The sequence below is a fragment of the Pseudomonas chlororaphis genome (assembly GCA_001023535.1).
Taxonomy (GTDB): Bacteria; Pseudomonadota; Gammaproteobacteria; order Pseudomonadales; family Pseudomonadaceae; genus Aquipseudomonas; species Aquipseudomonas chlororaphis_E.
In genome coordinates this window covers 5,485,668-5,500,642 of record CP011020.1, presented here as the reverse complement: position 1 = coordinate 5,500,642, position 14,975 = coordinate 5,485,668, and the positions used below count along the sequence as shown (strand labels likewise).

13 protein-coding genes are annotated in these 14,975 nt (G+C 60.4%); 2 read left to right on the top strand and 11 right to left on the bottom strand.

What is annotated here, in order from left to right; all coding sequences use genetic code 11:
- Nucleotides 1-48: 48 nt before the first annotated feature.
- From VM99_24000 to VM99_23975, 6 genes are all read right to left on the bottom strand, one after another.
- On the bottom strand, nucleotides 49-972 hold the full coding sequence (locus VM99_24000; GenBank protein AKK00979.1) for a fumarylacetoacetate hydrolase: 924 nt from the start codon (nucleotides 970-972) through the stop codon (nucleotides 49-51).
- Nucleotides 969-2,243 carry an MFS transporter permease gene (locus VM99_23995; protein AKK00978.1) on the bottom strand — a complete coding sequence of 425 codons (1,275 nt, stop codon included), beginning with the start codon at nucleotides 2,241-2,243 and terminating at the stop codon, nucleotides 969-971. Before VM99_23995 ends, VM99_24000 begins: the two co-directional genes overlap by 4 nt.
- A 129-nt stretch (nucleotides 2,244-2,372) precedes the next feature.
- Nucleotides 2,373-3,422: a type III polyketide synthase PhlD gene (locus tag VM99_23990; GenBank protein AKK00977.1), complete on the bottom strand. Its 1,050-nt coding sequence runs from the start codon at nucleotides 3,420-3,422 to the stop codon at nucleotides 2,373-2,375.
- A 158-nt stretch (nucleotides 3,423-3,580) separates the two neighbouring features.
- Nucleotides 3,581-4,021, bottom strand: coding sequence for a 2,4-diacetylphloroglucinol biosynthesis protein (locus tag VM99_23985; GenBank protein AKK00976.1), 441 nt, complete (start codon nucleotides 4,019-4,021; stop codon nucleotides 3,581-3,583).
- A 10-nt stretch (nucleotides 4,022-4,031) separates the two neighbouring features.
- The gene (locus VM99_23980; GenBank protein ID AKK00975.1) at nucleotides 4,032-5,228 is read right to left on the bottom strand and encodes a 2,4-diacetylphloroglucinol biosynthesis protein; all 1,197 of its coding nucleotides are present in this window, start codon (nucleotides 5,226-5,228) and stop codon (nucleotides 4,032-4,034) included.
- Nucleotides 5,229-5,258: 30 nt separating this feature from the next.
- Nucleotides 5,259-6,341, bottom strand: coding sequence for a 2,4-diacetylphloroglucinol biosynthesis protein (locus VM99_23975; GenBank protein AKK00974.1), 1,083 nt, complete (start codon nucleotides 6,339-6,341; stop codon nucleotides 5,259-5,261).
- A gap of 416 nt (nucleotides 6,342-6,757) precedes the next feature.
- Here VM99_23975 and VM99_23970 point away from each other — a divergent pair, with 416 nt between their 5' ends.
- On the top strand, nucleotides 6,758-7,366 hold the full coding sequence (locus VM99_23970; GenBank protein AKK00973.1) for a transcriptional regulator: 609 nt from the start codon (nucleotides 6,758-6,760) through the stop codon (nucleotides 7,364-7,366).
- Between the two features lie 36 nt (nucleotides 7,367-7,402).
- Here VM99_23970 and VM99_23965 read toward each other — a convergent pair whose 3' ends face one another.
- On the bottom strand, nucleotides 7,403-8,284 hold the full coding sequence (locus tag VM99_23965) for a 2,4-diacetylphloroglucinol hydrolase (protein AKK00972.1): 882 nt from the start codon (nucleotides 8,282-8,284) through the stop codon (nucleotides 7,403-7,405).
- A gap of 146 nt (nucleotides 8,285-8,430) precedes the next feature.
- On the opposite strand from VM99_23965, the gene VM99_23960 reads away from it, so the two are divergent.
- Entirely contained in the window at nucleotides 8,431-9,111 is a 681-nt protein-coding gene (locus VM99_23960) for a 2,4-diacetylphloroglucinol biosynthesis protein (GenBank protein AKK00971.1), read from the top strand.
- A gap of 89 nt (nucleotides 9,112-9,200) precedes the next feature.
- Here the strand turns inward: VM99_23960 and VM99_23955 are convergent, their stop codons facing one another.
- The 4 genes from VM99_23955 to VM99_23940 all read right to left on the bottom strand — a co-directional run bounded on the left by VM99_23955 (nucleotide 9,201) and on the right by VM99_23940 (nucleotide 14,911).
- On the bottom strand, nucleotides 9,201-10,178 hold the full coding sequence (locus VM99_23955) for an ABC transporter substrate-binding protein (GenBank protein ID AKK00970.1): 978 nt from the start codon (nucleotides 10,176-10,178) through the stop codon (nucleotides 9,201-9,203).
- 110 nt (nucleotides 10,179-10,288) lie between these two features.
- Nucleotides 10,289-12,778, bottom strand: coding sequence for a ligand-gated channel (locus tag VM99_23950; protein ID AKK00969.1), 2,490 nt, complete (start codon nucleotides 12,776-12,778; stop codon nucleotides 10,289-10,291).
- Nucleotides 12,779-12,813: 35 nt separating this feature from the next.
- The gene (locus tag VM99_23945; protein ID AKK00968.1) at nucleotides 12,814-13,311 is read right to left on the bottom strand and encodes an endoribonuclease L-PSP; all 498 of its coding nucleotides are present in this window, start codon (nucleotides 13,309-13,311) and stop codon (nucleotides 12,814-12,816) included.
- Between the two features lie 25 nt (nucleotides 13,312-13,336).
- The gene (locus VM99_23940) at nucleotides 13,337-14,911 is read right to left on the bottom strand and encodes a monoamine oxidase (GenBank protein ID AKK00967.1); all 1,575 of its coding nucleotides are present in this window, start codon (nucleotides 14,909-14,911) and stop codon (nucleotides 13,337-13,339) included.
- Between the last annotated feature and the right edge of the window lie 64 nt (nucleotides 14,912-14,975).

Sequence of the window (14,975 nt, the reverse complement as noted above, 5' to 3'; positions counted from 1 at the left end):
CCCTAACGGTTTCAGCTCGGCCCGCGCGCGACCAGCCCCTTTGCACCCTCAGGACTTCCTGGGGGCCGACAAGGGCAGGTCGATGCACGGGCTGTGCGGTGCGCGCCGCGCGGGCAAGGGAAACAGTGCCGCGAGTTCTTCTTCGACGATCTGATTGCGCAGGGTCAATTCCAGCTCAGGGCAGTCGATGCTCAGGCAGTCACCGTGCTGAAGCGACACTTGGGTGGTGCGGTGGCTCAAGCTGTGGAAGACGTAGTGGACGAGGCCGGGTTCGAGAAACTGCTCATGCTTCTCCAGGAACGCCTGCGAGTATCGACGCAGGCTTTGCCAACCATGCAAGCTCATTCGATGGTGACTGGCTGCCAGTGGCTGGCCGTCGCGTTCCACCTGCACGTTGATGGCCAGGTCGGCCTGCATTTCTCCCAGTATCAATGCCGGGGCCACGGCGCAGGTGCGCAGGCGGGCCTGTGCCGAAGAAATCGCATCACGGCCGTGCAGCACGTGATCGTGGAGGTCGTTGCCGAGGGTGAAGCCCATGAAGCGCAGCGCGCCAAAGTGATCGACCCAGTAGAGGCAGACGATGCACGGCTCGCTGCTGATGCTTTGGGCATGGTAAGGCACCTGCAGGGGATCGCCATCCGTCCTGAGCAGGCGTCCGTTACCTTTGTAGTACCAGGCTTGCTCTGTCTTGGCGGTGCAGAGGGTGACTTCGCTGAGCTGCACCGCCAGGTTGCTATCGGGCATGAGCGGTGGCCGGTATTTCACCGCGGCGGACGTGAGCGGATAGGGGGTCGAGGGCTGCTCCTTGAGGTAGGTTTCCCAATCCAGGTTTCCCTGGGCGCAGTGGGTCAGCGCTTCGTACAGGTTGCCCTGCGATGGGCGCACCTCCAGGCTCTGCCCGGATTTGAAATCGAACACACCAAGGCCGCGTTGCGGCTCGGGAGCGTCCAGTAACATCACGTAATGCGTCATGACTTATCCTCCAGGGTCAAGTGAGCGGGTAGGGGGCTGAAGTCGTCGCGTCCGGCGAACGCAGGGTTGGCTTCCTTGAGCCGCAACGACAGCACCCCGCCCGTCAGGCTGCCGGCCAGCGCCAGGAACAGGATGGCGGTCAGTCCCCAGTTCATCGCGATGTAGCCGGCGACCACGGGCGCGACGCCGCCGCCCAGAATCTCTCCGCAGCCCACCACCAGGCCCGTCGCGGTGGCCAGCAAGCTGGCTGGCACCGATTCGCTGGTCAGCGGTCCGACGGTGATGCAGATCAGGCTGAAGTTGATGAAGGACAGGAAGAACAACTGGAGGAACAGCAGCCACGGCAAGGGCGGGCTGACGATGAGCAGGCCCACCAGCAGTGCACTGAGCATGAAGCAGACGGAAACGACGGGCTTGCGACCCAGTTGGTCGGACAGCCCGGGAATGACCAACTGGCCAAAAAAACCACCCAGGCCGATCGCGGAAATGATCATGGCCATGGAGAAATCGCTCAGGTGCAGGATGTCGGTGAGGTAGCTGGGGAGCAGGGCACACAGAACGAACTGGCACGTCAGTATGCAGAGCATCAACGCAATGTTGAGCCGCACGTTGCCGCTGGCCAGGGCCGTTCGCCACTGGCTGGCGGTGGGGCGCTCAATGGGAGGAAGGTGTGACCCCCGGGCCGGTTGATAGCTTCTGTACAGATACCAGGCCACGAGCAGCCCCGGCAGCGAGATGATGGCGAACACCGCGCGCCACGACCCGAAAAATTCCAGCAGGACACCCGCCAGCAATGGCCCGAGGCACAGGCCGATGATGGGAAACAGGGCTTGTTGGATCCCCAGGTTAAGTCCCCGTCGGCAGGGCTGGGACACTTCATCGGTGACGATGATGCTCACGGGCGTGAAGGCCCCTTCACAGACGCCCATCAATGCGCGCAGCAGCACCAGGCCCACCAGGCTGGTGATCAACGCAGAAGCCCCGGCCAACAGCGACAGCAGGGTGATCGACAGCACCAGCAGTTGTTTGGTGCCCAGCAACCGGATGGCGGCGCCCATGAACAGGGCCGAGCCGCCCCACGCGAATGCCAGGATCGCCGACAACAGGCTCAAGTCCTGATAGTCCAGCGCCAGATCACGCATGATCACCGGGAACAGCGGCATGATGATGAACCGGTCCAGTCCTACCAGCCCGAAGCTCAACGACAAAAGGGCGACCATGCGCCTTTCATAGCCACCCCAAGGTCGGGCGGCCAGATACTTCCTCTCCATGTTCCTTCCCCTTCTATCCTTAGCCCTTTGGAAGCCCTCTTGAGCGAGGTGAGTGCTTGCGACCAAAACACCTCTAGCCGGGGGCAGTTGTGCCCCCGGCTGGGTGCTTGTGCTGTGGGTTTCGGCGTGTCAGGCGACCCACTTGCCCACGGCCATTTCGGCCGTGAAGCCGGGGCCGAAGGCGGCCAGCATGCCCGTCGCACCTGCGTCGGGCCCGCTGTCGAACTGGCGCTTGAGCACGTCGAAGACCACCACGCTGGCGATGTTCCCGGCTTCGCTCAAACTGTCGCGCGACTGCGCGACCCTGCCAGGCTCAAGGTCCAGTTGCAGGACCAGCTCATCGAGGATTTTCCGTCCGCCGGTATGGAAGATGAAAAAGTCATTCTGGGCGCAGTGCTGATTGAAGGTCTCGTAGTTCAACTCTTCCATCATGGGTGCCACGTCTTTGATGGAGTTCATGACGGCCTTGTCCAGGGTGAAGTGGAAGCCACTGTCCTTGACGTCGTATTTGATGTAATGCTCGCTGTTCGGTAGGAAGTAAGAGCCGGTCTTGGCAATCTTGAATCCAGGCGCCTTATCGTCGGCGCGCATCACGCAGGCAGATACGGCATCGCCAAACAGCGCAGCGGATATGAACGCGTGCAACTTGGTGTCGTCGGGTTGATAGCACAACGACGAGAACTCCAGGGACACGATGAGCACATGGTTTTCCGGCGACAGGCTGGCGAAGTCATTCGCCCGGTTAATGGCCGCAGCGCCCGCCACGCAGCCCAGTTGGGCAATCGGCAGTTGCACGGTCGACGTCCGCAGCCCCAGGTCATTGATCAAGTGGGCCGTCAGCGAGGGCATCATGAAACCGGTGCACGAAGTCACGGCGACCATCCGGATGTCGTCGGTGGTCAGCCCGGCATTCTCAATGGCCTGGCGTGCCGCGAGGGACGACATGCGGCGGGCCTCGCGCTCGTAGACGATGCTGCGATGGGTGAAGCCGGTGTGCACCGCCAGTTCATCGATCGGCAGCACCAGGTGGCGCTCATTGACCTGGGTGTTCTGGATCATCCGTTTTGCAAGGGCCATGCGAGGATGGTCATCGTGCAAGTGTTCCAGATGGTCGATCATTTGTTGCTGGGTAATCTTGTGTGGCGGGAACAGCAAGCTGGGTTTGCAAAGTGTAGACATGACAAGTCCTCGGCTTAAAGCCAATAAAGAGTTAGGTAACACGTTTAAGGCAATGGCGAAGCAGGACTCTGAAGAACAGAATCAAAGTAACGGGCTGATAGGCCGGAAATATCGACTGTTGTTATTAATAACGCGGGATAGGGCGGACAACTCGCTTGTTATTTCACCAGTACGAACTTATAGGCATATTGCCAAGCCAAGTTACTTTCTCGGACATGTTTACGAACTACCATGCGGACAGGCGCGCCGCTGACAACCTGTCGTGGGTCGACCACGTCGACGATTTCCGACGCAATCACCAGGCCGTCATCCAGGCGCACCATCGCCATGAAACGCGGTACGGTTTCCCCATAGCCCATGGCGGCGAGGATGGGGTTTTCAGCATGGGCACTGACCTGGATCGTGCCGGTGCGCGCGCAGCGGTACGGCTGCACGTTCATCGAGTTGCAGGCGCCGCATACGGTTCGCCGAGGAAAGAAAATCTCCTCGCAATCCTGGCAACGGCTGCCTTCGAGACGGTACTTGCCGCCGTGCTCGCGCCATTCGCGCAACATGCTGGCGGTGGTCATGCGGTGGATTTGTTCTGGGTACAGGGACATGGTCGGCTCCTTAATCGTTGGAAAGCACAATGACGCTGTTATGCGCGGCGTAACCGCCCAGGTTTTGCGAGACGCCAATGCGCGCGTTCTTGACCTGGTTGTTGGACTCGCCACGAAGCTGTCGGAACAGTTCGGTAATGTGCAGGATGCCGTCGCAACCGGAAGCGTGACCGCGCCCGATATTGCCGCCATCGGTGTTCAACGGCAGTTGCCCGTCGAGGGCGATACCGCCTTCCAAGACAAAGTCACCGGCCTGGCCCGGGCCGCAGACACCCATCGATTCCATCTGGATCAGGCCCGCCCCCAGCAAGTCGTAGACCTGTGCCACGTCAATGTCTTTGGCGGTGATGCCGGCTTTTTTGTACGCGATTTCGGCACAGGCAATGGAGTTGGCGGAAACCGCCATGCCCACGTCTTTCGGCAGGCCCGCGTGTTTCAGGGTCGGGTTGTGATAACGCGTCCCGAAGTAATGCGACACGCCGGTGTAGGCGCAGCCACGGATGAACACCGGTTGGCTCGTGTAGTGATGCGCCAGGTGTTCGGCCACCAGGATCGCGCAACCACTGGCCTCGCCCCAGGCCAGCATCGAGCCGCAGGCCTCGCTGTTCTTGAGGGTTTCCAGGGACGGAATCGGCACGCCAAAGCGGGTCGCGGTGGGGGTGTTGTGGGCATAGATGCGCATCTGCCGACCAAACGTGGCCAGGACATCCGCTTCACGTCCCGCATAGCCGAATTTTTCAAAGTATTCGGCCGTCGCCAGGGCGAAGGCGTCGGTGTGTGAAATCCCCAGGAAGTAATCGTACTCACACTCCGTACTGGAGCCGATGTATTCGGCGTAGTTGAAGTGATCGGTCATTTTTTCAAAGCCGCCGCACAGGACGATGTCGTATTCACCTGAGGCGACCATCTGGTGGGCCATCTGGAAGGACACCGAACTGCTGGTGCAGTTGGCAGTGCTCATGAACGTCGGGGCAGGGCTGATGCCCAGGGCATCGGAGATGGTCGGGCCCAGGCCGCCGTACTCGGAAATGCCTTCACCGTGGTAGCCATAGGCGACCGCCTGAAGCTCGCGGGGATGCATCTTGATGGCGTTGAGTGCCTGGTAGGCGGACTCGACGATCATCTCTTTAAAGGTCTGACGAACTCGGGAGCTGCCGGGCTTGGGGGTATAGGCAGCCGAAACGATAGCAACGCGTCGTGCGCACATAGAAGGTGCTCCTTGCTGGATAGATAGAAATCAGAGGTAGGCAGTCAGGGCATAGTCAGGTCGCAAGTACTTGAATTCGTACTTGATCGACGTCCCGTAATCCACGTAATACTTATCCTCCAGCAGCGTGCGCAGCGGGACGTTGGTCTTTTGGTAGGCTTCGATGGCAGGCGTCACCGTCAAGGCAATCGCATCGCTACCCGCGCCAAATCCGTAGGACACCATGAGGATCTTCTCACCGGGTCGCGCTCGATCCAGTATGTTCACCAGGCCCAGCAAAGGGCTCGCCGCGCCGGTATCGCCAACACTCTGGGCATAGATGCCCGGCTCGATCTGCGCTGTCGTGAAGCCCAGGCCCTTGCCGAGGGAGAAGGGCGTCGACACCAGGTTCTGCTGGAAGACGACGTAGTCGAAATCGCCGGCCTGCCGCTTCATCTTGGTCATCAGGCCCGATGCGGCGCGGTGGGTCTGCTCTTCCAGGCCGATGCTGTTTTTGTCGGAGCCCAATCCCATCCCGGAACGGATGTAACGATCACCCTGGGGACGAATGTTGTCCGCGATATCCGCCGCGCAGGAAAAGCTGGCGTCGAATTGCGCGATCACGTTTTCAGTGCCCAGCAGCAAGGCGGCCGCTCCTGCTCCGGCATAGGACTCTGTCAGGTCGCCGGGGGCGGTGTTGCGGTTGATCGTGTCGGCGCCAATGGCCAAGGCGTTGCCGCTCATGCCCGAAGCCACCAGGGCGTAGGCGATTTGAAGGGCGCTGGTGCCCGACTTGCCGGCAAACTGTACGTCTGCGCAGAAGGCGTCGTAGCCGCAGCCGAGCATTTCCAGGATGACCGACGCGGATGCGCGAGAGTCATACGGGTTGGTGCATGTGCCGAGGTAAAGGGCATCCAGGTGGGAGAGGGGCGCTTTGTCCAGCGCGCGTTGAGCGGCGAGTACGCCGAGGGTGATGACATCTTCGTCGGGTTGAAGGACGGCTCTTTCAATGACACCGAGCTGGTTTGTGACCAGGCTCAGGTCAGTGTTCTTCCATACGTGGATCACATCCTCCACTTTGAGACGGCACACCGGAATGCCTGCGCCATAGCTCACAATTCCTACTTTATTCACGTGTACTTCCTCCAGATTCCTTTCTCCACCTGCCAGCGGCGTGGCCGTGACGGATGCATGAAATATTTAGAAACTATCTAATGGTGCCCGCAAAGTGTCATTGGCAGTCCTATGCCCGTAAACCGGGGGCTTCAGTGGAAAAAACTGGCGTTCCACTGATGAGCGATGGGTTTATTATCTCCTTTTTATTATGTATGATACGAAACGTACCGTATCGTTAAGGTCGCATTAAAAATTTATGACTATTCTCTCCTTTTCTTTCCACAATGCGGTGCATACCGCTACCGAGGTGCGCGGTTAAGCAGAAGTCGAGATCAAATAATCATACAAAACGAAACGATCCGTTTCATTGCTTTTCGAGAGAATCCTATACCCTGCTTTTCTTTTGTCAAGCGCCATATTGGAGATTTTGAATTATGGCCCGTAAACCGTCTCGGAGCTCCATTGGCTCATTGAGGAGCCCACACACGCACAAAGCGATCATCATCTCTGCCATAGAAACCCTCAAGGAGTGCGGTTATTCAGGGTTGAGCATCGAGGCTGTGGCTCGGCGCGCCGGAGCGAGCAAGCCGACAATCTATCGATGGTGGGGCAACAAGGCGGCGTTGATAGCCGAGGTCTACGAGAGCGAAAGCGAGCAGATTCGCAAGGAGCCGGATAAAGGTTCCTTCAAGGAAAACCTTAATTTTCTGTTGCTCAATCTCTGGAAGGTCTGGCGGGAAACGATTTGCGGGGAAGCCTTTCGATGTGTCATCGCTGAAGCCCAGCTCGACCCCACGACGCTGCCCAAACTTAAAGATGAATTCATGGAACGGCGTAGGGAATTGCCTCGCAAGCTGGTGGAAAACGCCATTCAACAAGGGGAGCTGCCCAAGGACACGTCCCGTGAATTGCTGTTGGACATGATCTTCGGGTTCTGCTGGTACAGGTTGTTGACCGAGCAGTTGGAAGTAGAGGGGGATATCAACGAGTTCACGACTTTACTGATGAACGGTGTGTTGCGGACCACTTCGGCGGCGGTTTAAGGCGCCGCCGAAGCCTGGTCAAGGGAGGGAAGGGGGTTACGCGGCGCCACTGAACTGTGCATGAAGGCTTGGCAGGATGCTGGCCAGGTGGTTGAACTCACACAAATCATGCACAGCGAATTCATAAGCCAGCGTTTCCAGTTCAGCTTCGCCAAAGCCGTTTTTTTCCAGCAACTGCGCGGCTTGATCGGCGCCTGGAAAACGCTGCATGGCTGGGTGGCTGCCGACCCAGTAACGGCTGGTCAGGTACAAGCCTTCGGGGCATTCCTTGAACAGGTGGACCATCAGCGAGACAGGCACTTGCGGCTGGTCCGCCAGGCTCATCAGAGCGCTGACGCTGCCATCGATTTTCGATTCACGGTACATGTCCGGGCAGAAACCCAGTTCACAGGGATCTCTGAAATGAATATGCAGGTGCATGAGGCGATCGCCGACATATTCGCAGGCGCAGAAGGTGTTTCCATACAGGCTGTCTTCGAAGCTCAAGCTGTCGTCGACCAGCCGCTCATGATGCACGCAGGGATTTTCAACATGCGCATAGGGAAACCACAAGGTGTAGCGCTCGGCTTCGAGCGGGTGCCACATGAACCACCACTTGAGCATCTGCGCCGTGCAACCGGGGAAGAATTTGCGGCTTTGCACGTAGGCCATCGGGCCGGGCAACAGGGCGTATCCAGCCTCCTCGCTGACAAAGTCCGCCGCCAGCATGCGATTGAGGTCTTCGATGCTGGGCGTCAGCGTGTCGGACAAAGGCATCGGTCCTTGTTGGATTTTCTCGACGGCACTGAGCGGTACGTTGATCTGCGAACGGAAAAAGTCGGCGTAGGGCTTACCCTGAACGGCTTTCTGATTGACCAGGAACTGCTTCTGCATGGGCAATGAGAAGTAGGTGAAAGGTGTCATTACGCGCGCTTCCATGACGGTGATTCCTTGATGAGGCGAGAAAGCCTGCGCACATCCAGGCAGGCCTTCACGCAGGGTTGTAAAGGGGCAGTGACAGGACCAAAATAGGTACGTCAAAATAAAAAGTCAAATTTGAATTAGAACTATCGAGAGATGAGCTCATGGACAATGCTTCTGGCAAGCCTTCCGTCGCCCGCGCTTCGCGACTCGACGGGCGGGCAACGCGGCTGCAGATTCTGGAGAAAGCCGGCGAGTTGTTCGCCGAACAGGGCCTGGCCAACACCACCAGTAAACAGATTTGCGAGCATTCGCAGGCCAACAGCGCGGCCGTGAATTATCACTTCGTCAACAAGGAAGGCTTGTACCGGGCCGTATTGCTCGAAGCCCATGCTCGATTCCTGCAGATGCAAACGCTGGTTTCGCTCAGCGAGCAACCGGGTTCGCCACAGGACAAGTTGCGCGCACTCATCATCCTGCTCGTCGAGCGCATCCACAATCATCCGGATGGTTGGGCCTTGAAAGTGCTGACGCGCGAACTGCTTTCGCCTTCCCCCGAGTTCGAGGCGGTCCTTAGGGAGCAGTCCTTTCCCAAGGCGCACATACTGCGCAGCCTGCTGGGGCAAATCATGAACCTGCCGGCCGATCATCCCACCACGCTGCGCAGCGCGATCAGCGTCTTCGCGCCGTGTCTGTTCTTGCTGATCGCACACCAGCCCTTGACCCGGCATGTGCTGCAAGGGCTGAGCATCGAGCCGCAGGGGCTGATCGAGCACATGGTGAGCTATGCGCTCGGGGGGCTTCAGGCCGTGGCGGACACGGCACACGAGGCACCGAACGAATGAAGGGAAAATAACCTTGCGCCTCAAGGCGATGAGGCCCTGAGGGCGCGACTTCAGGACCGGTTTACGGCATGCGGGATCGGCTCGCAGCCTTACTCTGCCCAGATCCCCACATCACGAGCATCCACCGATCGGGGCAACAGCCCCGCGGCAAAAAAAGCATCGGCGATTTTCTGCTGCTCATCCAGTTGGTCGGCTTTCACCGGTTGAACCTGATAGCTGCGATGAGCATTGGCCGCTTCGACCGTTTCCACATCGAGATTGCCCCACAACGGGCTCAGGACCTGCGCTGCGTCGCGCGGGTGATTCTTGATCCAGTTGCCGGCCTCCTGCAATTGCCCGTAGACCACCTTGAGCACTTGCGGGTGCGCCTGGGCATAGCGGGTGCTGGTCAGGTAGTAGCGCTTGTAGCTGGCCAGCCCACTGCCGTCGGTCAGGGTTCGGGTGGGCAACTGTCGTTGCACGCCACTGAGGAACGGTTCCCAGGTGACCCAGGCATCGACTTTTCGATTCTCGAAGGCTGCCCGACCGTCGGCGGGGGACAGGTAGGCCGGTTGGATGTCCGAGAATTTCAGGCCTGCCTTGTCCAGAGCCGCGATCAACAGGTAGTGGGCTCCAGCGGCCTTGGTGACGGCGACTTTCTTGCCCTTCAGGTCCGCCAGTTGCTGCAAGGGCGAATCCTTGGCGACAACGATGGCCTGGGCCGAAGGCGAAGGGGCTTCCTGCGCAAAATAGGTCAGCTTGGCCTGCGCCGCCTGGGCGAATACAGGCACGGTATCGGCCACGTCAGCGCTGATGTCGACATTGCCGACATTCAACGCTTCCAACAAGGGCAGGCCGCTGGGGAACTCATGCCAGCTGACTTCGATATTCGCTTCGGCGAGGGCTTTGTCCAGCGTGCCCTGGGTTTTCAGCAGCGTGATCAGGGTCGACGATTTCTGGTAGCCGATGCGCAGGGTTTCCTGAGCCTGGGCCGGTAGCGCGAGAGTGGACACGGCCAGCGCAACGACCAGGCTGGCCAGGGAGGTGCGGCGCCGTATCACGGCGCATTTGCTGAGGGGGTTTGACATGGCGTGCTCGATATTCAAGGAAAAAAGGAGAGGCGCTGGAGAATCCTATGGTTCTAAAAACTAATTTATAAATACTTTTTGGGCATTAGCTTAAGCAGCGATGCCGGGCCTCAAAAAGCGTACTGGAGGCGGGTGTAGTAATAGCCGCCGGTGAAGCCGAAAGGGGAGTAGCTGCCCCAGTTGTCGCCGAACGAAGCGTTACTGACGCCAATATGATCGGGGTATTTGTCGAACAGGTTCTGTGCCCCGAGGGCGACGGTCAGTTGCTTGTTGATTGCATAAGCCACGTCCAGATCAGTGATCCATTTGGCGCTATAGCGGCGGTCCAGGCTCGGGTCGCTTGAGCTGTTGACCTCGGTGTACGTGCCGTAGCGGGTCAGGCGCAAGTTGACATCGAAGTCGTTGATTGCCCAGTCGGCGGAGAAAATCATTTTGCTGCTGGGGGAGGTCTTGGTGATGAGGGCCCGCGACTGGCGCCCCATCAATTCGAAATTGCTGCCCAGGGCGGTCAGTTGCGAAGGTGTTTCGGCGACGCTGAGGATCTTCGTGTGGTTGTAGTTCAGCGCCGCGGTCCAGCGCACCGAGCCATAACGCTCCAGGTTCTGTCGGTAGTTGCCGACCACATCGACCCCGGACGTGCGGGTGTTGGCACCGTTGGTGAAGTACTGCGCGCCCGCGGTCGCCGGCACGCCAATGCCGTCGAGCAGGGCGGCGATTCCCGGGCCCTGGAAGCGTTCGCTCAGGACCAGGCGATCGCGCAGGTTGATCACGTAGCCGTCCACCGTCAGGCTCAGGTCCTCGCTGGGTGTCAGGGCGAAACCGAGGCTGAAATTGGTCGAGCGTTCGGGTTTCAACGCCTCGGCTCCCAGCGCCTGGGCACCCGCCGAATCCACAGGCAGGATCACATAGTTGTAGGGCTGGTAGACGCCATTGATGGTGTCGAAGCCGGTGGAGCGGGCGGTGAAGATCTGGTTGGCCAGCGAAGGGGCGCGAAAGCCGTTACTGATGGTGCCGCGGACCGAGAACACCGGGTTGAACTCGTAGCGGGTGCTCAGCTTGCCGCTGCGGGTCGCGCCGATGCCTTCGTTGTAGTGCTCGTAGCGTGCGGCAAGCCCCACGTACCACTGTTCGGTGGGATAAAAACCCAGGTCGATGTAGCTGGCGACGCTGTTGCGGCTGACTTTCTGCGCGTCCTCGGGCGTGATGCCGTTGGTGACCTGGGCACCCGGATCGGGCCGCTCCCCGGCGCGTGGATGGCCGGCCGGGAACACGTAGCCGCCGTCGATGTAGGAGGCTTCGGAGCCGGCGCGTGTCTCGTAGCTTTCGCGTCGGTGTTCGAAGCCGAAGGCGACATCCAGCGGTTTCGCCAGGCCGATTTCATAACTGTTCTTCAGGTCCAGGTTGCTGGTCAACTGGTCGGCGATGTAGATGCCCGACGTGAATTTGTTCGGCGTGTTTTCCCCCAGCGACGGGTTCTGGTTGTTGTAGGTGCGTTGCTTGGCGTAGTTGCGTCCGTAGGTGCTGCTCAGGTCCCATGCCCAGCCGGCGGCTCTTTCACCCTTGGCACCGAACGCGGACTGGAAGTCGGTTTCGTTCACCAGCCAATAAGGGCTGTAGCCATCGGGGTAGCCATTGGGCCCGGTGGTAATGGTGTTGCGCCCGTTGGGCAGGCGAAAGTTTTGCCCGTCGTTGTTTTCCCGGGTGGCCAGGGTGGAGAACGAGTAAAGCGTCACGTCGTCGCTCAGCGGCAGGTCGAGGTTGTAGCCGACATCGGCCAGTTGGCTGCGGGGCAATCCGTAGCCCTTGTAGGTGTGGTGGCTTGCGCCGGCCTCGCGTGGGTCGGGCGAGCCGTCGGCTTGCGGGTAGTAATGGTTGCTGTAGCCGTTGCTGCCGGCCTTGTTGTCGCGCTCCTGGTAGCGTGTGTCGAATGAGACGTTGAGCACGCCGGCTTCGCCCACTTGGAATCCATAGTTGAGCGCTTGCTGCGCGGTCCCGCGCTTGCCGTCGTAGCCCTGGCCAAGAGTGGTGTCGGAACCGCCGCCGGTGGTCTGCTTGAGGATGATATTGATCACCCCGGAAATGGCATCCGAGCCGTACTGCGCCGCCGCGCCGTCGCGAAGCACTTCGATATGGTCGATGGACGCCACCGGGATCAGGTCCAGGTCGCTGGGCGCGGCACCGCTGTTGATACCGTTGATGTTCAGTGTCGCGCTGGTGTGCCGGCGCTTGCCGTTGACCAGCACCAGCACGTGGGACGCCGTCAGGCCGCGCAGGGTGGCTGAGCGAACCACGCCGCTGGCATCCCAGCCGGCGCGGTCGGGCAGGTTGAAGGAGGGAATGAATTTGCTCAGCGCCTCCAGCAGGCTTGGCTTGCCCACCGCTTGCAGTTGCGCGCCGGTCACCACATCGATGGGCGTCGGGCTGCTGGTCACGGTGCGTTCGACGGTGCCCCTGTTGCCGGTGACCACCACGGTATCGAGAGTGGACGCGCCGCTTTCGGCGGCCTCAAGGTTGAAAGAGGCAAGGCCACAGGCAAATGACAGCGGCAGCAGCAACGGGCGATAAGCGGGCGCGGCGAGGTGTCTTTGGCGGTTAGGCATGAGGGTGGGCTCCTGATTGTCGGCTGAGGTCCGTGTCACTTCTTGCGAGCGGCGACGGCTTCGATTTCCACCAGGCCGCCGGGCAACGGCAGCGCGACGACTTGCACGGCGGTGCGTGCCGGCTTGTTCGGTTGTTCGGCGCTGCCGAAGAACGGCGTATAGCCTTGCTGCAATCCGGCGAAATCCAGTTGGCCGCCCTTGGCCGGATCGCCCACCAGGAACACCCGCAGTTGCACCACGTCCGCCAGGTCCAGGCCTTGGGCTTGCAGCACACCCTTGAGTTTGTTGAGGATCGATGTGGTCTGGGTCGCTGTGTCGCCATAGGCGGCGAAGGAATTCTTGGGCGCGCTCGGATCGTGCAGGTCGGCGAGCAGGCCGCTGACAAACAGCAGGTCGGTTTGTGCCGGCACCGACACCGCCAGGGAAATCGGGAAGTTGGAGTTGGGCAGGGCGATGCGCTTGATGTCGTCGGCCTGGCTGGCGAAGGCGGTGGCGGTCATGAGAAGTCCTGTAAGTAACGGGGTGGTTTTCATCGCAAGGTCCTTTATCGAAAAAACATCAGGCGGCTAGGCCGGCTTGCTGGCGCTCGGCGTGGCGGCCGATCAGCGACACGATGCGGCGCGCCGAGTCGGCGGCGGTGTTCTGCCAGATGCCGACGCCGCCGTGGGCGAGGGCATCGCTGGCCAGGTAGGTGCGGCCCTGGGGTTCGTTGAGGATCCGGTAGGCCTGCTCGCCCACTTCGTCGTTGACGATCCACGGGCCTTTGCTGAAGGGCACCTTCGACCAGTTGATGGCGACCGGTTTTTGCAACTTGGCGCTGTGGCCGGGGTGCAGCAGTTCGACGGCCTGCCTTGAGGAGGCGAACTGCTCGGCGAGGGATTTGCTGCTGAAGGACTGCGCCGTTTCACTGGTGTTGTAGGCGGCCACCAGGATGCCTTCGGCGCTGTTCAGGCGATCGCTGGGGTACCACAGGCCTTTGACTTCATGATCCAGGTAAGACAGCCCGCCAAAGATGTTGAAGTCGGTTTCCCAGAAGCGCGGCGACTGCCACGCGACCTTGTTCGCCTGGTCGCTTTGCGCGCTGAGGATCGCTTGCTTGAAGGGCGTGGTGAAATTGCTCGGCAGCTTGGCCAGCAGCGGCAGGGGCACGGTGACGATGGCGTAGTCGGCGTTCAGGGTGTGGGACTTGCCCGTCTGCCGGTCGCGGTAGGTGATGCGACTGCCTTGCTCCGACGTCTGGATGTCGCTGACTTCGGCATGAAAACGCACCACGTCCTTGAGTCGCTCATGGAACGCCTGGGGAATCCGGTCCATGCCACCGACCGGTTGGAACATGGTGGAAGAAAATTCGGGAATCTCATCGAACACCAGTGCGCCCCAGAGCTTGGGGTTGAGCAGCGTCTGCAACGCGAGGGGTGTGCGGGTGACGCCGGTTTGATCGCCGGCGCCGGGGATGCGGGTGTAGCCCGAGCGCACCGATCCTGTGTATTTGAAATCGGCATTGAGGTCGCCATAGACCTTGAGAAAATTCAGCAGCGCCTGGCGGTCTTCGGTGCTCAGGTCCTGGTCCAGGGCCTTGCGACTGACGGTGCGCGCCAACAGCTCGGACAGTTGCCCCCGCGTATCGTTGACGGCTTGGCGCAGCTGGAAGGCCGGCTGGCGGGCGTCCGGCAAGGCCAGTGCGTTGCGGCTGCTGTTGACCAGCACTTGCAACTCCACGCCCAGTTCGCGGCAGTAGCCGAGGATCGTCTGGTGATGGCTGGGGATGCGCGCCGGGCCTGCGTTGAAGAACTGCCCGTCATCGAAGTCCACGGTCTGGCTGATACCGTCGTCGAACTCGACCCGACTGCCGCGACGCAGGGTCCAGTTGCGTCCGCCCACTCGCTCGCGGGCTTCGAGGATCGTCACGGCGAAGCCGGCCTTGCGCAACTCATAGGCGCTGACCAGGCCGGAGATGCCGGCGCCAACCACCACTACCTGCTTGCCTTTGCCGCTGCTGCCCAATTGCAACGGGCCAAAGCCCGCCGCGACGGCCTGAGGTGTAAGGCCCAGTGCGTCGAGGGCGCCAACTGCGGCGCTATAGCCACCGATGGCGGCAATGCGGGAAATCATTTGCCTGCGGGTGAAAGCCATGATGTCGCTCCTTGGAATGTTGACGTGATGAGTTGGGCGTCGTCGCTGTTCGCGGCCACGCCTG